This window comes from Solibacillus kalamii (genome assembly GCF_002174535.1).
Classification (GTDB): domain Bacteria; phylum Bacillota; class Bacilli; order Bacillales_A; family Planococcaceae; genus Solibacillus; species Solibacillus silvestris.
On record NZ_NHNT01000010.1, the window covers coordinates 85,889 to 111,347 of the forward strand.

At 38.5% G+C, this 25,459-nt stretch carries 25 protein-coding genes and 1 other annotated feature; of the genes, 5 read left to right on the forward strand and 20 right to left on the reverse strand.

Annotated features, from left to right (window positions below; all coding sequences use genetic code 11):
* Position 1: 1 nt before the first annotated feature.
* Positions 2–1,888 carry an ABC-F family ATP-binding cassette domain-containing protein gene (locus tag CBM15_RS14065; RefSeq protein ID WP_087617999.1) on the reverse strand — a complete coding sequence of 629 codons (1,887 nt, stop codon included), beginning with the start codon at positions 1,886–1,888 and terminating at the stop codon, positions 2–4.
* The gene (locus CBM15_RS14070; RefSeq protein WP_087618000.1) at positions 1,885–2,517 is read right to left on the reverse strand and encodes an HD domain-containing protein; all 633 of its coding nucleotides are present in this window, start codon (positions 2,515–2,517) and stop codon (positions 1,885–1,887) included. Before CBM15_RS14070 ends, CBM15_RS14065 begins: the two co-directional genes overlap by 4 nt.
* 276 nt (positions 2,518–2,793) lie before the next feature.
* Between CBM15_RS14070 and CBM15_RS19380 the strand changes: the two genes are divergently transcribed.
* A complete protein-coding gene (locus CBM15_RS19380) occupies positions 2,794–2,946 on the forward strand; it encodes a hypothetical protein (RefSeq protein ID WP_008404730.1) in 153 nt (50 codons plus the stop codon).
* Between the two features lie 158 nt (positions 2,947–3,104).
* On the opposite strand, the gene CBM15_RS14075 is transcribed toward CBM15_RS19380, so the two are convergent.
* A complete protein-coding gene (locus CBM15_RS14075) occupies positions 3,105–4,784 on the reverse strand; it encodes a formate--tetrahydrofolate ligase (RefSeq protein ID WP_087618001.1) in 1,680 nt (559 codons plus the stop codon).
* A gap of 318 nt (positions 4,785–5,102) precedes the next feature.
* Between CBM15_RS14075 and CBM15_RS14080 the strand changes: the two genes are divergently transcribed.
* Entirely contained in the window at positions 5,103–5,303 is a 201-nt protein-coding gene (locus tag CBM15_RS14080) for a cold-shock protein (protein WP_008404734.1), read from the forward strand.
* Between the two features lie 42 nt (positions 5,304–5,345).
* On the opposite strand, the gene CBM15_RS14085 is transcribed toward CBM15_RS14080, so the two are convergent.
* The 3 genes from CBM15_RS14085 to CBM15_RS14095 form a co-directional block, all read right to left on the reverse strand.
* Complete coding sequence (locus CBM15_RS14085; RefSeq protein WP_087618002.1) at positions 5,346–6,152, reverse strand: VOC family protein; 807 nt, start codon at positions 6,150–6,152, stop codon at positions 5,346–5,348.
* An 83-nt stretch (positions 6,153–6,235) separates the two neighbouring features.
* Positions 6,236–6,898 (reverse strand): phosphopantothenoylcysteine decarboxylase domain-containing protein, encoded by a 663-nt coding sequence (locus CBM15_RS14090; protein WP_087618003.1) that lies wholly within the window; start codon positions 6,896–6,898, stop codon positions 6,236–6,238.
* Positions 6,899–6,912: 14 nt separating this feature from the next.
* Positions 6,913–7,785 (reverse strand): LysR family transcriptional regulator, encoded by an 873-nt coding sequence (locus tag CBM15_RS14095; RefSeq protein ID WP_014824237.1) that lies wholly within the window; start codon positions 7,783–7,785, stop codon positions 6,913–6,915.
* 217 nt (positions 7,786–8,002) lie between these two features.
* On the opposite strand from CBM15_RS14095, the gene CBM15_RS14100 reads away from it, so the two are divergent.
* Entirely contained in the window at positions 8,003–8,911 is a 909-nt protein-coding gene (locus CBM15_RS14100) for a DMT family transporter (RefSeq protein ID WP_239835855.1), read from the forward strand.
* Between the two features lie 234 nt (positions 8,912–9,145).
* Entirely contained in the window at positions 9,146–10,141 is a 996-nt protein-coding gene (locus tag CBM15_RS14105) for a YecA family protein (protein WP_087618005.1), read from the forward strand.
* A 310-nt stretch (positions 10,142–10,451) separates the two neighbouring features.
* On the opposite strand, the gene CBM15_RS14110 is transcribed toward CBM15_RS14105, so the two are convergent.
* Positions 10,452–10,643, reverse strand: coding sequence for a zinc-finger domain-containing protein (locus CBM15_RS14110; RefSeq protein ID WP_008404740.1), 192 nt, complete (start codon positions 10,641–10,643; stop codon positions 10,452–10,454).
* A 111-nt stretch (positions 10,644–10,754) separates the two neighbouring features.
* Between CBM15_RS14110 and CBM15_RS14115 the strand changes: the two genes are divergently transcribed.
* Complete coding sequence (locus CBM15_RS14115; RefSeq protein ID WP_087618006.1) at positions 10,755–11,144, forward strand: reverse transcriptase-like protein; 390 nt, start codon at positions 10,755–10,757, stop codon at positions 11,142–11,144.
* A 145-nt stretch (positions 11,145–11,289) separates the two neighbouring features.
* Here the strand turns inward: CBM15_RS14115 and CBM15_RS14120 are convergent, their stop codons facing one another.
* The 13 genes from CBM15_RS14120 to CBM15_RS14185 all read right to left on the reverse strand — a co-directional run bounded on the left by CBM15_RS14120 (position 11,290) and on the right by CBM15_RS14185 (position 25,416).
* Positions 11,290–12,480 (reverse strand): MFS transporter, encoded by a 1,191-nt coding sequence (locus CBM15_RS14120; RefSeq protein WP_087618007.1) that lies wholly within the window; start codon positions 12,478–12,480, stop codon positions 11,290–11,292.
* A gap of 5 nt (positions 12,481–12,485) precedes the next feature.
* Complete coding sequence (locus CBM15_RS14125; RefSeq protein ID WP_087618008.1) at positions 12,486–12,884, reverse strand: MarR family winged helix-turn-helix transcriptional regulator; 399 nt, start codon at positions 12,882–12,884, stop codon at positions 12,486–12,488.
* Positions 12,885–13,021: 137 nt separating this feature from the next.
* Positions 13,022–13,858, reverse strand: coding sequence for a type II pantothenate kinase (gene coaW, locus CBM15_RS14130; protein ID WP_014824241.1), 837 nt, complete (start codon positions 13,856–13,858; stop codon positions 13,022–13,024).
* Between the two features lie 103 nt (positions 13,859–13,961).
* Positions 13,962–15,023, reverse strand: coding sequence for a 3'-5' exonuclease (locus CBM15_RS14135; protein ID WP_087618009.1), 1,062 nt, complete (start codon positions 15,021–15,023; stop codon positions 13,962–13,964).
* 199 nt (positions 15,024–15,222) lie between these two features.
* Positions 15,223–15,801, reverse strand: coding sequence for a GNAT family N-acetyltransferase (locus tag CBM15_RS14140; protein ID WP_087618010.1), 579 nt, complete (start codon positions 15,799–15,801; stop codon positions 15,223–15,225).
* A 21-nt stretch (positions 15,802–15,822) separates the two neighbouring features.
* Positions 15,823–16,590 carry an aminoglycoside 6-adenylyltransferase gene (locus CBM15_RS14145; protein WP_087618011.1) on the reverse strand — a complete coding sequence of 256 codons (768 nt, stop codon included), beginning with the start codon at positions 16,588–16,590 and terminating at the stop codon, positions 15,823–15,825.
* A 21-nt stretch (positions 16,591–16,611) separates the two neighbouring features.
* Positions 16,612–17,463, reverse strand: coding sequence for an alpha/beta fold hydrolase (locus CBM15_RS14150; RefSeq protein WP_087618012.1), 852 nt, complete (start codon positions 17,461–17,463; stop codon positions 16,612–16,614).
* Between the two features lie 149 nt (positions 17,464–17,612).
* Positions 17,613–19,292 (reverse strand): arginine--tRNA ligase, encoded by a 1,680-nt coding sequence (argS, locus tag CBM15_RS14155; protein ID WP_087618013.1) that lies wholly within the window; start codon positions 19,290–19,292, stop codon positions 17,613–17,615.
* A 37-nt stretch (positions 19,293–19,329) separates the two neighbouring features.
* Positions 19,330–19,551, reverse strand: a binding site (T-box leader).
* 478 nt (positions 19,552–20,029) lie between these two features.
* A complete protein-coding gene (yidC, locus tag CBM15_RS14165) occupies positions 20,030–20,791 on the reverse strand; it encodes a membrane protein insertase YidC (RefSeq protein ID WP_008404756.1) in 762 nt (253 codons plus the stop codon).
* Positions 20,792–20,995: 204 nt separating this feature from the next.
* Complete coding sequence (locus CBM15_RS14170; RefSeq protein ID WP_087618015.1) at positions 20,996–22,105, reverse strand: CaiB/BaiF CoA transferase family protein; 1,110 nt, start codon at positions 22,103–22,105, stop codon at positions 20,996–20,998.
* Between the two features lie 77 nt (positions 22,106–22,182).
* Positions 22,183–22,977, reverse strand: a complete 795-nt coding sequence (locus CBM15_RS14175; protein ID WP_087618016.1) for an enoyl-CoA hydratase/isomerase family protein — start codon at positions 22,975–22,977, stop codon at positions 22,183–22,185.
* A gap of 12 nt (positions 22,978–22,989) precedes the next feature.
* A complete protein-coding gene (locus tag CBM15_RS14180) occupies positions 22,990–23,751 on the reverse strand; it encodes a 3-hydroxyacyl-CoA dehydrogenase (RefSeq protein WP_087618017.1) in 762 nt (253 codons plus the stop codon).
* A 141-nt stretch (positions 23,752–23,892) separates the two neighbouring features.
* Positions 23,893–25,416 carry a class I adenylate-forming enzyme family protein gene (locus CBM15_RS14185; protein WP_087618018.1) on the reverse strand — a complete coding sequence of 508 codons (1,524 nt, stop codon included), beginning with the start codon at positions 25,414–25,416 and terminating at the stop codon, positions 23,893–23,895.
* Positions 25,417–25,459 lie beyond the last annotated feature (43 nt).

Genomic DNA, 25,459 nt, shown 5'->3' on the forward strand with positions numbered 1-25,459 from the left:
CCTATCCATTTGCAATTTCGTCTAAATAGCTCCAACGCTCGATTAATTGCTCGTATTCCTGATTTAGTTTTTCAAGATCAGACGTCAGTTGTTGAAGTTTTGTAAAATCCGAACCAGCTGATGAAATTCCATCTTCAGTTGTCATAATTTTTTCTTCAACTTGAGCAATTGTATCAGCAATCGATTCCCATTCTTTCTGCTCTTTAAATGATAGCTTTTTCTTTTCTGATTTCTGTTTCTCAACTTTTGGCTTTTCCAGCTTCATTTCTTTCGCTTCCTGTTGCAGCTCGGACTCGCGTTTTGCTAAATAATCGGTATAGATATCCAGGCTTTCCGATACACCGCCTTTTCCATCCAAAATCCACAGCTTTTTCGCAATACGGTCCAAGAAGAAACGGTCATGACTGATTGTAATAACAACGCCAGGGAAGTTTTCGATGAAATCTTCAAGTACACCCAATGTTTCGATATCCAAATCATTCGTCGGTTCGTCTAAAAGCAATACGTTTGGCTGCTCCATCAATAGACGAAGCAAGTGAAGTCTTTTGCGCTCACCGCCCGATAACTTGCTGATCGGTGTCCCGTGTGAGTTCAGCGGGAATAAAAAACGTTCAAGCATTTGCGATGCAGAGTAACGAACACCGTCAGAATCGGTAATATCATTTGAAGCTTCACGGATATAATCAATCATTCGTGCATTTTCATTCATGGCAGGCAATGCTTGTTTGAAATGCAGACGCTTTACTGTGGACCCGACAATGACCTCACCTTTGTCCGGTTCAATTTCCCCTGCAAGCATGTTAAGGAGTGTCGATTTTCCGTAGCCATTTGCGCCAATTATGCCAATACGGTCCCCGTGCTGCAGTAAAAATTCGAAATCCTGAATAATGACTCGGTCTCCATAAGCTTTGGAAATCCCATCTGATTCCAACACTTTTTTTCCTAAACGTGTTGTTGCCAGCCCTAATTCCAGATCCGTCTGATCATTCGAACGGTCGATTGATTCATCTAATGCATCGAAACGCTGAATTCGTGCCTTTTGCTTTGTTGTACGCGCCTTTGCCCCACGGCGTATCCATTTTAATTCCGAACGGTAGCGGTTACGCAGTTTCGCCTGGGAAGCTGCATTCATTTCTTCACGAATTGCCCGCGCTTCCAGGAAATCACCATACGATCCTGTATGACGGTACAATGTTTTATCTGCCAATTCATAAATATGTGTTGCTGTTTCATCCAGGAAATAACGGTCATGGGTAATAAAGATGACCGCACCTTTTAGACGTGCTACCATTTCTTGCAGCCATTCCGTCGATGTGACATCCAAATGGTTCGTTGGCTCGTCCAGTAAATATAAGTCTGCCGGTTCGATTAATACTTTTGCCAATGCAACCCGTTTTTGCTGTCCACCCGAAAGGCTCGTTACTTGCTGGTCAAACATATCGATCCCCAGTTTTGTCAATGCCTGCTTTGCCAATGCATTGACATCCCAGGCATTTTCCGTATCCATTTGCTGCTGTAACCGGAATAGTTCATTTTGCAGCTTTTCAGATTGCGGATTTTGGGACAATGCCGCTACCGCCTCTTCATAGGCACGGTTTAACTGTAATATTGGTGAATCTCCGCTAAATACAGCTTGTAAAACCGTTAAATCTTGCGGAAATTGGGGATCTTGTTCCAAATAGGCAATGCGGTATTTATTCGGATGGTCAAATTCCACTGAATCCGCATCTTGTTTTCGAGCGATAATCGATAATAAAGTTGATTTTCCTGTCCCGTTTATCCCGATTAAGCCTGCACGTTCCCCGTCATAAATGGTAAATTCAATATTTTGAAATAGCGTTTTATCGCCAACTGTTTTTGTTAAATTTGATACGATTAAATGACTCATGAAATCCCGTCTCTTTCTTTTTTTAACTGCTCTAAAAATTGTACCATAAAGGCATGACGTTCTTCAGCCATTTCGCGCCCTTTTGCAGTTACCATTAAATCTTTCAATAATAAAAGCTTTTCATAAAAATGCGTAACAGAGGCTGTGGATTGACTGCGATATTGTTCTTTCGTCATATTTACACGCACTTCTTCGGCATCATCATATAACTTGCGTCCTTTCGCACCACCGTATGCGAACGTCCGCGCAATCCCTACCGCACCAATCGCATCCAGTCGGTCTGCATCCCGAACAATTTTGGATTCAACTGTTGTAATTTCCCGTTCATTGCCCCCATTAAATGAAACCTCTGCAATAACCGTTTGGATATGTTGTTTTTCCTCTTGCGTTAAATCAAGTTCATCCAGAATCCGCTGTTCCTGCTGTTTATCAACAGCATATTTTTCGTCACTGACATCATGCAGCAGCACGGCTAAACTTACGATTTTTCCACTTGCTAAAGGTTCTGATTTCAGGATAGTCATAGCGTTTTGATAGACACGTTCAATATGTTGAAAATCATGGCTTGCATCCATCGTTTCATAAATTTCTTTTACTAATTGTTCACAACGTACGATTACTTCGGACATGTTACATTCACCATTTTCTTTTTATAGTTTACATAATTATATTACCACGAGAAGTGGGATGACTTCAGTTATTTGACATGTTTATTGCTAAAAGTTTCCGTCTTCCCCACTCTTGCCCTAACCCCCTCCCTAGCAACTTTTACACAAAAAATCAAGTATCCTTCATTATGCGGAGATAATTTTTGTCCAAAATGTGAACTAAATGCTTGTTTTTTACAAATTTGTGACATATACTAGAAATAAGGAAACATAAAACAGGAAAAAGGAGTGTTAATTATGCAAAGAATGATGCAAGCTGTAGCACCAAATATGAATGAAAGTCAACGTAAGGGACTAATTGTTATTTCACCAATTTTAATTGGATCGGTTGCATACGGATTAAGTGCCACTTTTATGATTGCGACTAACCTTCTACAAATCATGTTTTAATGGACGAACGTAAATTTAAACTAAATATTCACAGCAAATAAAAGAAACGTATTCGAATGAATAATCAAACGAATACGTTTCTTTTACTTTTATTAATCGCTCCGGCGTTATTTTGTCCTCAGACAGAAATTTCTTGTCGGTCGCTATATATTTTCATTTTAAAATAATCCAAGTGCACTTCCGTCTTCGGCCACATCCATATTCAGTGCTGCCGGCTGTTTTGGCAAGCCTGGCATTGTCATAATATCCCCAGTTAAGCAAACAAGGAATCCCGCACCTAACTTCGGAAGAATTTCACGAATTGTAACAACGAAATCGGTTGGTCTGCCTACTAAGCTTGGTTGATCTGATAATGAATATTGTGTTTTCGCCATACAGATCGGCAAAGTGTCCCACCCATTTTTTTCGATGACTGCTAACTGTTTTTTTGCAGCATCTGTTAATTGCACACCTGCACCACCATACACCTGTTGTACAATTTTCGTTAATTTTTGTTCCACGGTTTCTTGCAAATCATATAAATGGTGGAAAGTATTCGGCTGTTCAATTACTTCGAGTACTTTTTCGGCAAGCTCAATACCGCCTTTACCGCCTTCTTCCCAAACATTCGTGCGGGCAATCCGAACTTCATTTGCTGCGGCCCATTGTAAAACAGCTTTCAGTTCCTGTTCAGAATCCGTAATAAAACGATTCAAAGCAATGACCGGCTCTAATCCAAAGTTACGAACATTGGCTACATGCTGTGCTAAATTGGCAATACCTTGTTTTAATGCTTCCACATTTTCTTCCACTAAGTTAGCCTTTGCTACACCCCCATGCATTTTTAGTGCACGAATTGTCGCAACAATAACAACAGCGCTCGGTTTAAATCCAGCTTCACGTGCTTTAATATTTAAAAACTTCTCCGCCCCTAAATCAGAACCAAATCCTGCTTCTGTTACAACAATATCCGCAAGTTTACGTGCTGTTTGCGTTGCTGTAATTGAATTACATCCATGGGCAATATTGGCAAATGGTCCTCCATGGATCAGGGCCGGTGTGCCTTCAATTGTTTGAACCAAGTTTGGATTCATTGCTTCCTTCAAAATAAGAGCAAGTGCTCCTTCTACTTGTAAATCACCTACAGTTACCGGATTACGATCATACGTATAACCTATTACAATGCGTGCTAAACGCTGTTTCAGATCTTTCATGCTTGTCGCCAAACAGAAAATGGCCATAATTTCAGAAGCTACTGTAATATCAAATCCGTCTTCACGAGGTACGCCTTGCATGGGACCACCTAACCCGACCGTTACATGGCGCAGTGCACGGTCATTTAAGTCCAGTACACGCTTCCAGACAATTCGTCTTGGATCAATGTTCAATGCATTCCCTTGGTGGATATGATTATCAATCAATGCAGATAATGCATTATTCGCAGTCGTAATTGCATGGAAATCGCCATTGAAATGCAAATTGATTTGCTCCATCGGCAATACCTGTGCATAACCGCCGCCAGTAGCACCGCCTTTTACACCCATTACCGGTCCTAATGAAGGTTCTCGTAAAGCGACCATTACTCGCTTATCCAATTGGTGCAATGCATCCGCCAAACCGATTGTTACCGTTGATTTCCCTTCTCCTGCAGGTGTAGGACTTATCGCTGTTACAAGCACCACGTTCGCCGTTGCTTCACCACTAATTTTACTTGTATCAATTTTTGCTTTAAAGCGACCATATTGTTCAACCGCATCTAATGGAATTTGTGCATTTTCAGCAATTTCCAAAATTGGCTTCATTGTCGCTTTGTTGGCTATTTCAATATCTGATAATGGTTTTTTCGTAGTTGTTGTCATGCTTTGCCCTGCTTTCTATATGTAGTCACTTTATTATAGTCTGTTTTGTCTGAATTAATCAAATACGCTTTAGCGTATTTGCGTCCAGATTTGGCTTTGCGCTGACGCAAAGAACTCCTTACCAAATCTGTGACATCTGCCAGCGGCTACTTCTATTAGCGTGTCTTATTTACACGCTAATAGAAGTTAAATATAAAAAGCGATGTAAATCGACAAATTATTGACAGTTCTTATCTTTATAGGATATAGTTTATTCGTAATATTCTGGAATCTTTATGTTTCATCAATTGATTTTGACAGTATCGGAGGAGAAAGCGGATGCACCAAGGCACTGTAAAATGGTTTGATAATGAAAAAGGTTATGGATTTATAGAATCTGCAGATGGTGAAGATGTTTTTGTACACTTTACTGGCATACAAGAAGAAGGATTTCGTTCACTGGATGAAGGACAAGTGGTTGAATTCGATTTAGTCGATGGTATCCGGGGTCCACAGGCAGCGAATGTTATAAAAAAATAGACAAAGCTGTAAACGAAAGATTTTCATCGTTTACAGCTTTTTTTATTTCTTATTAATTTCGTATTGTGCGCCATCAATTGTAAAATGCTTTTGCTCTGTCGCGCCTGATATGACGACCTTTTTTATGCCGTAGCCATGTTCGAGCATATAATCCCAGGCGACTCCTTCACCGATCGGCTTGACAAATATAAGCTTCACTTCATCAAGCAGAATAATCGAGTATTCTACATTCTCTTCCTCATTGACCTTTTTTAAAATTGTCGCACCACATAGTTGGGCAATTTGCTCCACTGCATCAAAATTCGGTACAACAAAATGGACAGCCTGAAGCGTTAAATTCCCTAACGGATGTTGCGCTATAATACCGCGGTCCGTCAGTTCTTTGCGTCGAAGTGTATCCGCTTCATCCCATTGAATGAAAAAAGGGAATTCAATTTTCGATTTCGGGTGACCAATATAAAGCAGTTGCCAGCTTACTTCAGAGCCGTCTTCCCGTTTTCGGGAATAACGTACCGGTCCAACTACTTCCAAACCTGCTTGCGCAAATAGCTTCGCATCATGTTCAATTGTCGTTGTACGAACAGCAAAACGCGTCAATCCATCACGTCGGCGATTTTCTTTATAGCTCGCATGTAAAGAATACTTCTTATTTGCCGCTTCCTGAAACTTTTCTTCATTTTCAATGCCGATCAATTCAATATAAGCCAAATCAAAGTAGCTTAGTGTATTATATGTACCCCACGCTTCATGGCTTCCTCCCGGCACAACATGAAGCCCTTCTTCTTGTAGTTTTAACAATGTCTGTTCTGGATATGGAACAAAATGGACGAGATGATCGAACTGGTACATGCTTCAACCTCTTTTCAGTTTAAAATAGATTAAATATTCTAAATTATAACATATATAGACAATCGAAAATGAGCAAACTCCATTTAAGAAATGACACTGATTAATGTAGTTGCAGCGTTCTTTTTCCCATCAACTTTAACAGTCTCCCCTGATTTATGAATAATATAGTGAGGCTCCATCGCACCATATAAAGATTTGGAACTATTTGCGACCATATAATCCGCTTTTGCCGTTTCCATTCTTGCAGAAGCTCGTTCCAACAAATACGTTTCATCATCCGTTGCTTCCAGTTTAAAACCGATTAATGTTGTTTCAGGAGCCCATTTTTTAATTTGCGCCAATATTTTCGGCGCTTTTTTAAAATGGATAATCGGTGGTTCATCCGATGGCATTTTCCCTTTTTCCGTCAGCTCATGGCCCTGCTGATCGAACACTTTGTCAATAAGCCAGTCTGAGCCGGCCACCGCCATAATGATATAGTCAATTTCCTCGGACTCAAGAATTGTTTTAAGCTTTTCTCCTAAGTCCTCAATTCCTTCAAATTTAATAAGCTGCATCTTATTTTGATGTTCCGGCAGCTGTGTAAATACACCGTGCATATATATGACACTCGCACCTTTTTCAAGTGCGGCCTCTGCTAAATAGCACCCCATCGTTCCTTTTGATAAGTTTGTATGGCCGCGGACATTATCCCATTTTTCAAATGTCCCGCCACTCGTTATTAATACTTTTTTTCCTGTCAGCATTGTAGTTTCCCCTTTTAGTGTTCTTCGTTTTCCAGCCACTGTTTTAATATTTCCACAAATTTTTGCGATGCCGGTGACAGCTTCTGCTTTGTCGATAAACCGAGGATACGGTAACTTTCCTGTACTAGAGGCAGTGCCTTTACAGTATCCGGCAGCATCGAAATCGCCATTTCAGGCAGTATGCTAATACCTAGATTATGTTCTACCATTGATACGATGGCTTTTTCGTCATAAAGTTCAAAACGTATATTCGGAAATACACCATATTTCTCAAATGTTGTCATAACATCATTTGTTCCTTTATAGGAAGGCATTATAATCGGGGTATCTTCAATTTCAAATAAATCGATCTCTGCTCTATCATATAGCGGACTATGCGACGAGACAATACATAACAGCGGGTCGCGTTTTAAAGGCATAAATTCGAACTGTTTGGAGCTTGTCCGATTTAAAAATCCGCAGTCGACTTCCCCCTGTAATAGCCACTGTTCAATCTCATAATAATCCCCTTCGCGCAATTCAATACGAATACCCGGAAACTGCGAATCCATAATATGAATGATGTTCGGCATCCAATGTGTAGAAATCGTCGATATTAGGCCAATTCGAACTGTCCCTTGGCTTACACCTATAATATTGGATGCGGTCTGCTGCAGATGCTCCTCTGCCAACAATACTTTGCGCATTTCATAGAGCATTTTCATACCGTCTTCAGTCAGCGTTACACCTGTACGATTTCGGTGAATTAAATTAAATCCAAATTCCTTTTCCAAACTTGAAACCGCATGACTTACCGCTGATTGCGTCAAGCCCAAAATAGAGGCCGCTTTAGTAAAGCTATGTACTTCCGCCACTTTATTTAAAATTTCGTATTTTACTAAACTCATTATAATTCACTCCACTAATAAATTTTAAACATGAATTATTTTCATATCAATCATTATAAACATTCGTTTTACTAATCACAACATCGTGTTTATACTGTTTTATAACAGATCGGATTTGTAGATGATATAACATTTTCAATCTATTATTCTTATAGTTAAATTTGGCGTATAATACATATTTTTACTGGTTATTTAAAACTTACTTTTTAGAAATGTGGTGACATCTTTGAGTTTACAAGGAAAAGCAAATATTTTAATGGTGATTGTTACAATGTTTTGGGGGCTATCGTATACATTCATGGTCATGGGCCTGGAGAGTTTGGAAGCTTTTAATGTTGTGGCACTTCGATGCTTAATCGCATTTATCATTGCAGGGCTAATCTTTTTACCGAAGATGTTGCGTGTGAATATTAAAACGATTTTATATGCATCGATACAAGGCTTTTTATTGTTCACGATATTTGCCTTATCCCTTTTAGGATTGAAAACGACTTCAGCAGGTAACGCAGGCTTTATATTAAGTCTAACGGTTGTATTAGTACCAATCATGACAAGCTTCATTGAAAAACGGCTTCCTTCGCGAGCAGTGAGCTTTGCCGTTGTTGCTACGATGATTGGAATTACGGTTCTGACATTGAAAGAATCTCTGACGTTCCAGACAGGAGATTTATTAGTTGCGATTGCAGCAGTTTGCTATTCAATCTATTTAATATTAAACAGCAAATTCACTAAAAATGTTGAATCTATTTCTTATGGTGTCTATCAGTTAGGTATTGCCGGTTTGTTTGGCGCAGTGTTCACAGTGATGTTCGAATCTCCAATGTTCCCTTCCAATTCTTCAAGTTGGATTGCTGTACTTGGATTAGGTATTATCTGTACGGCGTTTTGTTTTATTGCTCAAGCTGTTGTACAACAATATACTTCTCCCACACATACCGGGTTAATCTTTTCACTTGAACCGATTTTCGCAGCTCTTTTCGCCATGATTTTCCTGGGCGAGGGATTGACTGCACAACTTGTGATTGGTGGCGCATTTATTTTAATCGGCAATACTGTTGCTCAGTTAGAACAATTTATAGCAATGAAAAAAATTCCGGCACCTAATCACTCTGAAACTACGTTATAATAGGTAGAGACATCGCATCGAGCGTGCAATGTCTCTTTTTTTATAGATTAATGATAGAATTAACTCTATTATTGTTCTATTTTTATGTAAAGTTTAATATAATGTAAAATGCAACAATTTTTCTGATAGTTCTAAAAACATAATCAGTTTTCATAATAACAATCTGACGTTATTATTATTAGTAGCAATACTGCGACATTAGTATTTAAAAGTTGTATTAAAGGAAGTGTTACAATGATTGGACGTAATGACCCATGTCTATGCGGTAGTGGAAAAAAATACAAAAAATGTTGTGAAGGAAAAAATCAAGTAACTTCACAAAACGTTTTCCAAGATGAAATTGAAAACGTATTACAAACTTTCTATAGTAATTATCCAGAACGAAAAGATATCCGTGAATTTATGGAATTGGTTCGTACATGGGCACCGAAACTAGAAAAAAAATTACACAAGGAATTAGTGGAAGCTGTTGCTTTGGACGAATACTTCTTCCATCAACGACCTGATATTTGGCAAAACTTCTTAGCTAAAACAGCTAAGAAAGCACTTCGCCCATCTATGATCGAATTATTGAAATCATGGGAACAGCCGATTTTCTTCATCGGAACTGTCGAAGATGTGCAAGACGATTACTTTACAGCTATCTCTGCTTTAACTGGCACAACATATCATATTCAGCGAGAAAGCCACAAATCAATCCCTCTAGGAATGCGTGTGTTCGCCTTTTTATTACCGGATGGTTCAAACAAGGAAAACCACGTATTAGCTGTCTCTACACTAATCTTCTTCCATAAAGAGCATGCGATTTCGTTTGAACAGTTTACAGAAGCGTACAAAACAAGTCGTTTACCTGTTGAGCAATTCACAAAAGAAAACCATTTATTATTATGGGAAGGTTTAGTCGAAAACGGCTATGAAGGGGAAGAATTTACACCATTCGAGCAGGAAGTAGTGGAACAGTTAAAAGCATTCATGGCTGAAAAAGCAATTAATAACGAGAGCTTCGTAGCGTTGGTTGAAGATTACTTAATCGAAAAGCAGCCTACAGCACGTAAAGCGGGAGCGATAGCAGCCGGTGCAGTACGATTTGGTCAGGAGAACGATTTATTTGATCAAAAATTCACTGTAAAAGAAATTGGCGAAAGCTTCAGTGTTTCCCCATCTTCTTTAAATAAATATTATCAGGAATTAAATGCTTTCTATAATGAAAAGCAACTTGTTAATAGTTAAACACAAAACAGAAAAGCTACTTTCGAGACGTCGAAAGTAGCTTTTTATTATGCTTTTTTTCACAACAAATTCACAAAAAAACAACTTGTAATATAGTAGTTATGCGCTACTCATTACAAGTTGTCTCTCCCTTTTCGATAAAAAAGGATAAAAAAATAAAGAAATTTTTCAACGGTAACCACTCCGCTGAAGTATTTACCTATTAATAATAAATCTGTACCAGAGATTTATACTAGGTAAATAAGAAATACTTAATTATTATATCAAAAAAACATTAATATTCAATAGTATGAATAATGTTTTAAAATTATTATTTTTCGGAAACTTTCATTATCTCTTTTCCAAGAAACTGAAGCTGTTCCCCTACTGTACAAGATTCAATGCAGAAACGGTGTGCACCATGTTTACCTCGTTCTTTGCGAAGGTCCTGAATGACTAGACAATCAGCACAGTACATATCCATTAATTCATCAATATCTTTCATAACATCTACTTTATTCAAGTCATGTACCTCCCAATAATTTGTTTTACTATTGTACGCTATTTTTTTATTTTCTCCAACTTACATGTATTTGTTATACTTAAACGAACAGAACATAAAAGGAGCGAAATTATGCTAGAAGTCTATATAGATGGTGCCAGTGCCGGCAATCCAGGTCCTAGCGGGATTGGAATATTTATAAAAGGTGAAGGTCAGCATGTAAAAATCAGTGAACCAATCGGTAATACGAACAATCATCAGGCTGAATTTACTGCGCTTTTACGTGGTTTGGAAGAAGCGTTGAAAATCGGTTCGTCCTTTGTTTCCATGCGCTCCGATTCAAAAATTGTTGTAAGCTCAATCGACAAAGCTTATGTGAAAAATGAGGACTTCAAACCTTATTTAGAGCAGGCCCTCTCTTTAATCGAACAATTTGACCTATTTTTCATAAAATGGATTCCAGAAAAAGAAAACAAAGCAGCAGATGTTCTTGCACGTGAGGCCATATTGAAAAATAGTTAGGGCTCTTCCATGAAGCAATCGGATTAGCGGTAAAATTTTTAAGCAAACATTCATTTACAACAAATCAATATTCAAAAATCCCTAAAACTAATTGTGGCAAAAAACGATTCATCTATTCCAGTAAAGGAACGATGAATCGTTTTTATTATTGTTCAATTTTGTGTTTTTGACGATTAAGTAACAGCATATAAAGCGCAAATACGACAATGATGATGGATGCCGCAATGTAATATACAAATTCATAGCCAAGTTTCACCGCTACCATCCCCAATAAATATGACCCGACAGCAATCCCTATGTCAAACAGCGTAAAATAAGTGGCCGTTGCATAACCGCTGCGTTGGATCGATGTTGACTGGATACACAGTGACTGGAAACTTGTTGTTAACGTACCGTACCCTGCACCGATAAAGATTGCCGATAATAAGAACGGTATTTCCTGATCTGCATTGCCTAGAATAATCAGCCCTAATGCAAAAATAAAGAAGGACGGAATGATAACAAATTTTGCGCCTATTGTATCATAGATTCTTCCTGTAAATGGACGAACCGAAATCATTGCAACTGCAAATACTGCAAAGAAATAACTGGCAACACTCAGTAAGTCTTTCTGCTCGGCATACAGAGATAGAAACGACAGAACACTCGCATAAGAAAACGCGATCAAGCTAGCTAATGCGGCAAGTGGCAATGCACTTCGTTCAAATAAATCATTAAATGAAAATTTAAAGCTGCGGTCTGTTACTACTGGTTTTGGCAAGTCCTTCGTTTGAATAGTTAGTGCCAGTAAACCGCCAATTGCCACCAATACAGACAATACGATAAATAGCATATCAAATCCTGAATATTGAATAATGAGCAACCCAATAAAAGGACCGAATACGACAGCTAAGTTCGTAGACATTGCAAAATAGCCCAATCCTGCTCCTTTACGTCTTTTCGGAATAATATCGGCTGCTAAAGAGCCCGATGCAGTCGTTGCAATACTAAACCATATCCCTTGGAAAAAACGAAGTGCAAGCAAAAGCAGAAAAGGTTTAAAAAATAAGTACAATACTGTGCATGCAAAGTAAAGTACAAGACTTAAAATCAGCAATCGCTTCTTGCCAAAGAGATCTAGCAGTTTTCCGCTGAACGGACGAACGATAATCGCTGAAATTAAAAATACCGTAACAAGGAGTCCGGAATCGTCATCCGATTTCCCTAACTCACCAATAGCATATAATGGCAATGTTGTGATTAATCCGTAAAACACAAGGAATATCGACATATTTGTAAAGAATAGACTAATAAATCGTTTCGTGAAAATTTTATTTGTTTGTTCTTGAAGCTCCATTTATTCTAACCTTCCATCTTTTTTAGTAAGTGAATTAGGAGCACCTGTTCTTCCTCAGACAGATTATCAGTCATTTTTTGCTCGAACGAAACGACGGATGCTTCTATTTGAGGAAATTTTTCAATTGCTTTGGTCGTTAAATCAATCATTTTTTCACGTTTATCCGCTCCATGAACTCTCTCCACCCATCCAAGCGTCTCCAGACGAGTGACTGTTCGCGTAACAGTTGGCGCTTCTACATCAAGGTATTTCCATATAGCTGTAAGTGTCATTGGTCCGTTTTGATGCAATAAAAAAAGAACCGTCCATTGTGAGCTGAATAGTCCATGCTGTTTTAAAACATCATTTAACTGATTTACTAAATAACGATTTTGCTGAAAAAATATATGAAATAACGGATTCATCGCAATCACTCCTTATTTACCTAACTAAATAATTTACTTTCCCATTCTACGCTTCCTAAAAACCTAAGTAAAGCAAATGAGATAAAAATGGCAAAAAAGAAGCATTTAAACTATGTTGCTAGCCTAAATGCTGTCCTTTATTTTCTGCTGTGCTCACGAATATTCAACAATGCACCAATTGCACCGGAAAATCCGCAATCCTCTAAGAAAATAGGTTTATGTTTTTTTAATATAGTATAATGTTCAATTACCTTTACAAGCTGTTCATTGTCGATCAGCGTTGATCCTATATATACGATATGCTCTGTCTCATGCTGTACGGCAAGCTGAATACTTAACGTGGAAATCACTTCACCGATGAGACCCTGTGTTGTTGCCAGTACATTATTTTGTTCAAATTCACGTTGATCGGTAATCCCGACCTTCCCGAAATTACTGGCTGTTAAATTCCCGTCAATCGGTGTATCCATTCCTTGATAAATATCTTTTACGAGTAAATCAATGCCTTCCCGCTTTCCTTTGAAAGCGTTTGCTTTTATCTCATCAAAATCTGAAATTCCGGTCATAATCGTTGATAGTCCAATCAGGGTACCTCCGCCTACTCCAGTACCGCCAACCCTGGCATGAGTATTGCCATCCATATAGTGAATCGATGTACCCGTACCGATATTTGTAATGATACTTTGATCTATTGTGTGGCCTTCTTTCTCCAGCAAATAGCGCACACCTTTTAAAGTTGCTTCAAATTCTACAATATATTCAATCGACTTCATCGTCTTTAAAACGTCCAGCAATTGCTCTGTGCGTCCTCCAGTTAAGCCGATTTCTTCCACTTGAGGATGATTTTCCAACCATTCTTTTACTAAATGCATTTCGTTAGATGGAAAGACCGTTAATTTAAGCTCCTGACGTTCATCTAAATAGGCAAGCTTCGTTAACGTACCCCCTGTATCAATTCCGATCCATGCTGACATAAATTAATCTCCTTTATTATCCCACGAGTGATTCGTACCCCCCTATCATAACGTAATAGGAGTCGGCATTAAAGAAAAAATTCTCCTAAAAATGGAGAATTTATTATACTTGTATTATATTTTCCTCGATTAATGCCCGTTTATAAAACTCGGAAACAAACATATGCTCATACTTATTAAGTAAACGTAAAACCCTTGCTTCGTATGTATTTGTAGGTTCATCATCCAAATTAAATCTTGCAATAATCTCTTCTTTTTTCAATAAATTTACTAATGTCATCACTTCTGTTTTTGGTATAGTTACTTGATGTAATTTCAATATTTTTGACATTGAACGTAATGCCGTTCGGGAAATTAAAATTTTACCGGACATATTTTCGGAAATCTGCTGCAACAGCTGCTTTGCCTGCACATTCGGTTTAATCGAAACTTTTTCCACTGTTGTCATTTCCCCGTCTTCTCCTTGACGTTCAACCATTTGAACAGTAAAAGGAAGCTCATCACGGAAAGTTTCCATTGATTGAATCGTTATTCCGTTATCTTCGATTTTGCAATTTGTCGCAGAAATAACAAGCTCATATGTCGTTTCCAGCATTTTGAAATTTGTCAGTAATAAAATAAAATCATTCGTCTGCTGCTGTTCAATGATTTTATCTCCATCCACTTTAACAAAAATTGAGAGCAGACTTGCCGCATCAGCTAAAGCACGGTGCTGTGTTTCGTTTTCCAATCCAAGCTGTGCCATTAACCCGCCTAATGAAGGCTGCTCTTTTAAACCGTTTGCAATCATATATTTTTGCTGAAAATCGATCATTGGATATAAGCAATCATTTTTTATGTAATTGCGTGACAGCTCTTCTTCTAATACTTTCCGATCAAATTCACCAAATGTTAAAAATACATAATCCTGCTTACACCAACGTTTAAATTTAGTAAAAGCTTCTTTAAAAGAAGGTGCATCAACTAGCTGCTCTGTAGTAATACCAGTTAACTTTTGAATATGCGCGTTCAGCTTTTTGAATTTATAAGGCTGAATAAGTTGTGTAAACGTCTCTGTTGTACCATCTGGCAACCATTTAACCGCACCAATTTCAATAATATACTGCTTACCGCGTATAAGGGCGGCTTCTATATCTATACTTATATATGTTTTCGTTCGTTCCAAATTTTTCACCTACACCGAATATATCTATATTTAATAGGTAATGAGTATCCCTATTAAAGATTAACCTCTTTTATTGTATATGAAAATTTGGGATATGACACGATAATGTTCGTTTATTCCATACAATTCGTGTTAAAAGGCTCGAAAAAATGTGATTTTCTTATAAATACTTATCATTGCCATTAACTAATCTTAAAATTTATTTTAACAAACTATCAATGAACCTGGTTTTTAGTTTTCCCCAATCTTTCACAATGACGCTATACATAATGGTATGACGAATTGTTCCTTCTTTTCGTATCATATGATTGCGTAAAACGCCTTCTTTTACTGCGCCAATGCGTTCAATGGCTTTTTGTGAACGGTAATTTTCGTGCCCTGTTTTAATTTGAATACGATTTAAATTAAGTACTTCAAAACAGTATTGGAATAATAAAAACTTGCAATTTGTATTAATCGCTGAACGCCAAACAGTCGGGTTATACCAAGTAGCCCCTATTTCCAGCCGTTTATGGGGAAATGAAATATCAAGAAAAGATGTACAGCCTACAATGTTATCCGTTTTTTTCTCGATCACCGCAAACATATACGAAATGCCTTTTTCTCTTTCTTTAATCGCATTTACGATATAGTTCTCAACTGCTTCCTGCGTAAGCAATGTTACCGACATATGCTCCCAAATCCGCTCGTCATTCGCAACATTTGCAATAGCTTCAATATCGCTCATTTGGACCGGTCTTAATTTGACGATGTCGTTTTCTACTATTATTTCTTCCATATATTTCTCCTTTTCACTTTTTCAAATCTCGGTGATTTTAAATAATTGTTCGTCATAATCAAACATTGCATTTTTCATTACTGTACTTTTAAAAAGTTCGGTTACTCTATAAGCAGCCTGCTCAATAGCTGTAGTGCCTACTAATGTAGGATAACTACCCATTAATTGAGTCACAAAATCGTTCTCTAATGTATGATAGGCTTTAAATTGATGAAGCTTTTTTTGTTCGTTTAATATTTGAGCTGTTAACGTCAACTCCCGCAATACTTCAAGCATCTTCATCGCATATATTAAATTCCCGCGTCGAACTTCAATACGCAATTTTCTCAAATGATAGGCAAATTCAAATGTAATATTGAACTTTTTCATATAAGGCTGATCTAGCTTTAAGAAATTTTCATTTTCTTCAATCATTTTTGACTGAACTCCACCATTACGGTCAAATATAAGTTTCCATAAAGGTGATTTTACATTCAGATGAGTGGTCGATAATACAGATATATTCATTTCTAGTCCATTTTCAAAGAAAGGTATAAGTAAAAAAATTTCATCGCTGAACTTTCCTTCCTTTATATAATAGGCACCCATCCTTTGAAGCTCAGCTTTAATGAAATCTTTTGCCAAACCTACCTGTTCTGTCGTTGCTATCATTAAATCAATATCAGAGTATTGATCACTGTAGCCAATAGTTCCAGAGCCTAACTGGATAATTCCTTCCACATCCTGGATTCCTTTGATCTTAGACACTACATTTCGAAAATAATTTTCTCTTTCGCTCTTTGTATACATTTAGCATGACTCCTGTATTCACTATCGAATGGATTGCAGTTGAGATAGGTTGCGCACAAATACCGAGAACTTTTCTTCTTCTTCAATAACCGGGTGGTGGTTACTTTCTGTAAATGTCGTCAATGTCGCATTCGCCAGTAAATCCGCCGCTTCCACTGCAAATTCATATGGACATTGCGCATCGTATAAACCGCCGTATATATAAGCTCTTGTTTTCACAGTCGGTAATTGTGGTCGCAAATCGAAGTTGGGCAACTCTTTATATGAAAAATAATCCAGTCTTTTCGAAACTGTTTTTCCGCTGTTCGGACGACTTATCATGTTGTCATAGTTTTGTTCTTTATATAACGACATAAGCGCCCATTCTTTAGAACCCGCTCTTCTTTGTTCGACCGTTGAAGATGGATCTCGAAGCATCGCTAAAATCTCAAGAATTCTTTTATTGTTCAGATTTTCCTTGCAGTAAATACTTGCGGGATGATGCATATATTCTGCAGAAGCACAAAGGCCGCCAGCTACGAGAAATTCTACACTTTCCGGATGCAAAATAGCATAGTTTAATGCCAGCATCCCGCCTGTTGAATGCCCGGCAAATCCCCATATGTCATAACCTAATGCTAAACGTATTGCCTCCAGATCCTCTACGCTATCCTGCATGCCATAATTAAAAACAGACACATCATCCGTTGATTTTCCACAGCCACGTAAGTTCACTAAATACACTTTATAGTACGGGACAAACATTTCCGCAAAGCGATTCCCGTTTTCGTTAAATTCACTGTATAAATGCGTTACACAGACCGGGTTCCCTTCGCCTTTTGTAAAAACTTCAAAAATTCCACGCTTCGTTTCAATTAGCTGCTGTTCCCACATAGTCCCACCCCTTATTTTTCTAATATTCTAATAAATTTTCGCATAGTTGGTCTGGGTATACAATGAGTATTTAATATTTTTATCTTTATATTTAAACATCGATTAAATACTATTGAGGACTTTTAAATCGTTCAAAGAAAATTTAATTCTTACATACTTTCCGGTGATTTTATTCCCAGTAACTTCAAACCATTCTTTAAAACGGTTGCTACTGCAAAACATAACTGTAAACGACTTTTCTGCTGTTCATCTTCCACTAAAATCTTTGTATTTGCATAATATTTATTGAACAGCCGCGCTAATTGCAATACATACTTCGCAATTAAGGAAGGATCTACTTGTTCGAAACTATCTGTAATTGCTTGAGGATATTGTTGCAGCAGCTTAATAACCTCCCAAGCTGAATCCTCCAATTCCTTCCCTGTTACTTCATTACTTGCTGTAAACTTTGCTTTTTCTAAAATGGAATGGATACGGGCGTGCGTATATTGTACATAAGGACCTGTTTCACCTTCGAAATTCAACATTTGAGGTAATGAAAATTCAATATCGTTTAAGCGGAAGTTTTTTAAATCATTAAATATTATCGCGCCAATCCCTACTTGCTCAGCAACATTCTGTTTATTATTTAACGTCGGATTTTTTTCCTCTATATTTCTCGACGCTGTTTCCACTGCTTCTTTTAATACATCCTTCAATAAAATGACTCTGCCTTTACGTGTGGACATCTTTTTCCCATCTTTCAACATCATTCCAAATGGTACATGTTTCAGATTTCCCGACCATGGATAGCCCATTTTTGAGATAACTTGAAATACTTGTTTGAAATGCAGTGTTTGCTCATTCCCTACCACATAGAAAACTTGGGATGGTTCATATTGCGCCTGTCTATAAAAAGCTGCGGCTAAATCACGGGTAGCATATAATGTTGCACCATCCTGTTTTGTTATTAAACAAGGTGGCATATCTCCAAGCTCAACAACATTCGCACCATCCGACTCTGTGAGTAATTGCTTCTTTTTTAATTCATCAACAACAGACTGCATTTTTTCATTATAAAAAGCTTCCCCTTCATACGAATCAAACTGAATATGAAGCTGCTCGTAGATTTGCTTAAATTCTTGTAAGGAGGCACTTTTAAACCAGGTCCATAATGCCATTGCCTGCGGGTCATTATCTTCGAGCGCTTTAAATGCCGATCTTGCTTCCTCATTTAAGGATTCATTTGTTTCTGCCTCATCATGGAACTTCACGTATAGCTTCAAAAGTTCTTCAATAGGTGATTGTTGAACACGTTCTTTTTCTCCCCACAATTGGAATGCCACAAGCAATTTACCGAATTGGGTACCCCAGTCGCCAAGATGATTTACCCGAATGACATTGTATCCGTTCTTTTCTGCAATATTTGCAAGAGCATTTCCAATGACCGTAGAACGAAGATGCCCCATTGAGAATGGCTTTGCAATATTCGGTGATGAAAAATCAATCACGATATTCTTCTGCTGTATTTCTTGTTGTCCATATGATTCGTGAGCGATCATAATTTTGGCAATGACTTCTCTTGTCACCTGTAACTTATTTAAAAATAAATTTATATAGCCTCCAACAACTTGAACTTCCTGAATAAAATCACTTTTAATATTGTCGCCTATTTCCAGAGCGATAACGTTTGGGGCTTTCTTTAATGATTTAGCAAGCGTAAAGCATGGGAAAGCTATATCCCCTAAATGCTGATACTTTGGCTTTTCTAATAGCTGTTCAATTTCGGTATTTGTTATTATTTTCTGCGGCACAGCATCTTGAATAATTGATGCAATTTTTTTATACATATTATCTCCTCCCAATATAAAAAGCCCCCGTCTCAAAAATAGAGACGAGAGCTTTGAATTCCCGTGGTACCACTCTAGTTGCCACACAAATTGTGACCACTTTCCATTAATAACGAGGTGACTCCCCGGCAGGTCCTACTTATGTTCAGACTGCTTCTCCAAAGTGCGCTTCATTTACATATTTTGCACCAGGCTCTCACCAATCCCCAGCTCGCTTACCAAAACAATTGTAAATTACTTTCTTTTTCATTGAATTTAAATTTACTGAATTATATCCATTAAGGATAATCAATGTCAATATAAATTGTATGTAAATTTAATTACTAAATAACCGTTGTTATTAGATAATCTGAGGTGGATATTAATTAGTCAATAGCGACTATATTTTAGAAAATTACCGGAAATATAGCCAGTATGCTAAGTTTTCCCGTTACTAATGGGGCTTTCAAATACCTGAAATTGCCTTTATTAGAACAATTGATACGTTTATTAGAAGATGCTTATGACAAATTAGAACAACTGGACGCTTTATTCGACAATCTTGACCACTTATTTGAACAACTGACAAATATATTAGAAAATAAGTTTTTTATTAGAAGCTTTTAAAATATATTAGAACAATCCACAAGTTTATTAGAAAATAAATACACGATAAGCGGAAAGCATAAAAAAACTACTGAAATCATCGTCTCAGTAGTTTTAGTTCAGTAAGCCTTTAGCAGCGGCATAACTTATATTTATTCATTTCCCTTAGTTTCAGGGATGCTTGAGAAAAATTTGCGTCCAATATAAGTTTGGACAATTAAGAATAACCCTCCGACTGCCCAGTACAGTGGGAGTGCAGCCATCGAAGACAATGAAATAATGACAATCATAATCGGCGATACGTAAATCATCAGTTTCATTTGATTCTTCTGAGCTTCTGGTACGGTTTGAAGCGAGACTTTCGCTTGTACAAAATAAACGACACCTGCGATTGCAGTCATCCAAATATCTGTAGAGCCAAGGTCAAACCATAGGAATGAATGTGTTTTAATTTCAGCTGAATATAAAATCGCATAGTACAAGCCCATAATAATCGGCATTTGTATAAGCGCTGGCAGGCAGCCCATATTTAACGGATTAATATTATGTTCTTTGTAGAGCGACATCATTTCCTGCTGAACTGTCATTCTTTCTTCCGGAGTTTTTGCTGCTTTTAAACGTGTCTGGATATCCTCCATTTGCGGGCGGACAAAATCCATTTTCACTTTCATTGTAGCTTGACTGCGGTAAGTTTTAAGCATAAACGGCATTAGTACGAGACGAATAATTAAAATAATAGCAATAATAGCCAAACCATAGCTGCCGTTAAATAATTCACCAAATGTGTTTAGTGTCCAATCCATCGGACGTACAAATGTTGAATAGAAGAAGCCTTCTTTGTTCTCAACACTCTCACAACCTGCCAGTAAAAGTGGAACGGTTAGAAGGAAAACACTAAGTTTTAAGTTTTTCATAGTTCACCTGCTCAACAATCTTGTAATTCGTTTATATCTTAAAATATTTTTCAAAAAAAGAACAGTAATTACTCTTATAAATGTTAAGTATTTTTAATATGAACGCAATAAAAATTAATATTTTTTACACTTGCACTCCCATACCTCCAGTGTTATGCAGTTTAGGAGATATATTTATACATGCATTCATCCGTATCGCATTCCCTACTTCTTTAACAGGCTTCCTAAAATTTCATCGTTATGTGTTCCTGCATGTACCCCGACCGTCCCATACGAAGCTTTGAAGAGATTGGACTTAATCGGACATGCAATTTGTTTTTGGGTTGATCCATCCGGCTTTGCTATTTCCACAAACATATCCCGGTCCTTGAAAAGCGGGTGTGCAACCGTTTCTTCAAAGGTCAATACCGGTTCAACACAGGCATCCACTTCGAAGAAAATAGATTGCCATTCTTCAAACGTCTTTTGCAGGAAAATACTTTGCAGCTGTTCTTTCACCTTTGCAATATCTTCCGGTTTATTACTCATCGCTAATGGAAGTAAATCCGGATGACCGATTGCCTGACATAACTGCTGTCTGAATTTCAGTTCGAGACTGCCTACAGAAAGGTACCGACCATCCAACGTTTCATAATAACCATATAATGAGCCGCCGTTTAAGATCAGTTCTTCACGTGGCAGCGGTTTTCCTTCTGCTAAATAATCATGGGCAAACAAGGCATTTAGCGTTAATGCGCAATCTGTCATACTAATATCAAGATGCTGCCCTACCCCCGTTTTATCCCGATAAATGACAGCCGATAAAATACCGATCACTGCATGCATTGATCCACCTGCCAAGTCTGCCACCTGAAAACCTATATTTGCCGGGCCATTTTCTTTCGTGCCGGAGTAGCCTTGCACTCCCGACAAGGATACATAATTAATATCATGCCCGCCACGCTCACGATATAGACCTGTTTGACCATAGCCTGTAATGGAACAGTAAATTAAGCCAGGACTGATGGCTTTAAGCGTTTCATAATCGAGACCAAGGCGCGCCATCACGCCAGGCCGGAACTGCTCAACTACAATATCATATTGCTGCTCCTTTAAAAGCTCCTTTAGCGATTTGACTACTTCCGGAGACTTCAAATCGACCGCCAGCGACTTTTTAGAGCGCTGCAAATAATCATTCGGCCCCCATTGCTTCCCTTCTTCTACCGGTTTGGTAACATGTACAACTTCAGCTCCAAGATCCGCCAGCATCATCGTTGCAAACGGGCCTGGCAATAATGTGGAGAAATCCAGCACTTTTAATCCTTTTAACAGCATAAATTTTTCATCCTTCCATATTAAATTAAAGGCCGTACTGAAAGCTGAACTTTCAACACGGCCCCCAAATGTTCCATTTATTGATTTGTGACCGGCTTCAAAAAATTTGGAGGGCGCTTTTCAAAGAACGCACGGATGCCTTCATTTACTTCCCCTGTAGTAAATGTTTTTGCGAAGGCTTCCCGTTCTACTAATAATCCTTGTTCTAACGGCAATTCTTCCGCAGCTAAAATACTCTCTTTAATGAGCCCGATTGCTCCAATAGCACTTTGAGCAAGCAGCGTTGCGAATTTGATTGCTTTTTCTTCCACCGCTTCCGGAGCTGCCGCTTCTGTAATCAAGCCGATTGCTGCTGCTTCCTCTGCTTTTAAACGTTTGCTTAAATACATTAATTCGCGCGCTTTTGCTCCGCCTACTAATCTCGTCATACGCTGTGTACCGCCAGCACCAGGCAATAATCCCAATGATGCTTCCGTTAATCCTATTGTGCCGCCACCCATTATACGGAAATCGCATGCAAGCACGAATTCACAGCCACCGCCTAATGCATGACCATTAATAGCGGCAATAGTTGGTACCCGCAATGCTTCCAACCGGTTGAAAATACCCTGCACATGTTTTGAACTTTCAGCAAAATCCACGTTTTCATCAGAGCTGCCCATTGCACCCAGGTCTGCACCTGCAATAAAGATTTTCGGGTTGGCCGATTTGAACACAATGGCCCGGATTGCCGGATTTTTTTCGACTTCCTCAATCAGTTGCACTAAGTCCTGCTGAATTCCTGCATTTAATGTATTGGCAGGCGGATTATTAATTGTTACGACGTGTACACCGTAGTTAAGCTTCTCAATCGTCATTGTTTCAAGGTTCATCCGTTATCCTCCTTATCTTGGGGCCATGCGAATCGCTCCATCGAGTCGAATCGTTTCACCATTTAACATTGGATTTTCAAAAATGGCCGTTACTAAATGGGCATATTCATCCGCTTCCCCTAAACGGGACGGGAATGGAATTTGTTTTCCTAACGCTTCCTTAACTGCTTGAGGCGCACTGTTCATTAAAGGTGTATCAAAAATTCCCGGTGCAATCGTCATAACGCGGATGCCATAGCTAGCCAAGTCCCTTGCGATTGGCAATGTCATTCCTACAATTCCACTTTTGGATGCAGAATAGGCAGCCTGACCGATTTGTCCATCGAATGCCGCGACAGAAGCTGTATTCACAATAACCCCGCGTTCCCCGTGTTCATTCGGTTCATTTGTCATCATGGCAGCTGCAGCTAAACGGATGACATTAAATGTACCAACTAAATTAACTTGGATAATATAATTAAATTCATCTAATGGGAATACACCTTTTCTGCCCACTACACGTGTTGAAGTACCAAGACCTGCACAATTCACAACACCTTGGATCGAACCATATTTTTCTACTGCACCGTTAATTGCTGCCTGTACGTCTTCTTCCTTCACAACATTCGTTTTAAAAAATAAACCATTTAATTCATCGGCTACCGCTTGCCCCTTTTCTTCGTTTAAGTCCAATATGATAGGATAGCCTCCAGCAGATGCAATCTTTCGTGCAGTTGCTTCACCTAAACCAGATCCTCCACCCGTCACGATAAATGCCTTTTGGTCAAAATTCATCTATTAACCCCTCCTTATTCCTGTTCAATCATTAACCTATTTGTCATTTAGGGCTACGCAATACGCGGCTCGTCCATAACGACATAATCTGCGTTCTAGTTCGTGTACTGAAGTTTAAGAACTCCGACCAACCGACGCTTATTATTTAGGCAGTGCGTTTTTGTCTAAGTCTTTCAAAGCCGTCTTCAGAATTTTACCTGTTCCGGACTTTGGAATTTCTTCAATGAAAATTATATAATCCGGCACTTTGTATTCGGCAAGTTTCGCTTTGCAGTAGTCACGAACATCATCTTCTATTAACTCGGTGTTTTTCGATACGACATACGCTACCGTTTTTTCACCGAATAACGGGTCCGGTCTGCCGATTACAGAGCATTCCACGACAGCCGGGTGCTGATACAGCAGCTCCTCTATTTCACGAGGGTAAATATTAAATCCGCCACGAATAATGATGTCCTTTTTACGGTCAACGATAAAGTGGTAGCCTTCATCATCACGGTACGCCAAGTCCCCTGTATACAACCAGCCATCCCTGATCGTATTTGCGGTCTCGTCCGGCTTCTTATAGTACCCCTTCATCATATTCGGCCCTCTAAATAAGATTTCGCCTACTTCATGATTGGCTACTTCATTACCTTCCGGATCTACCAGTCTTAAATCGATTCCCGGTAATGGCATCCCGACTGAATTGACTTTTTTCGGTAAGCTTCGATGTGTTGTCATCAGCATGACCGTACTTTCCGTTAAACCGTATCCTTCAGAAATACTGACACCGAACGATTCATTCGTCTTATGCAATAGCTCCGCTGGTAAGCTTGCCCCACCTGAACCGGCTGTCCGTAATTTTGAGAAGTCCAGTTGCTCTACTAAATGAGGAACCTGGGCAAAAAAGGCATACATTGTCGGCACACCTAAAAATATTGTAATTTCATGTTCGGCAATCGCTTTTAATGTTTCAACCGGGTGGAACCTTTCTTCCAAATAGATTGCACATCCATGAGCAATCGGTGCCAGGAAGCCTTGAAGTTTTGCATAAGCATGGAATAATGGTAATACACATAGGACACGATCACTCGGAACTAACTGGTTGTATACGGCTGCTGTAATCGCCATCCAGTTTAAATTTCCGTGTGTAATCATTGCTCCTTTTGGATTACCGGTCGTACCGGAAGTATAGATGATTTGTGCGACGTCAGATTCATGAAGGGGGACAATTTCTGAAATAGAGTCAGATGTATCTAGCTGATCCCATGATAAAAATCGTCCATCAACATGATCACCGTAATTAATAATAGTTTTGACTGTTTTGAATTGATCCATGGCGTTTTCGATAACCGGTTTCGCCGTATCTTCAATAATCAACAATTCAACTTCCGAATCGTTTACGATATATGTTACTTCCTGCTCTTTAAATGTAGGGTTGATCGGAACGACCGTACCTCCATTTGCTAAAATAGCAAAATACGTAATAATATATTCCGGGCGATTTGTCATCATTAATGCCACATTCGCACCTTTTGTGACACCCTGATCTTTCAACCCTGCAGCGACATTGTAAACTTTATCTTGTAATTCTTTATAAGTAAGTTGAGCTCTTTTGAAGTGGATGACAGGTTGATCTGGCAAACGGGAAGTTGTTGAATTAAGCAATTCAACAATATTCATAATAGTAACCTCCTACTATCAAATTATCGATCAAAGGAAAGGA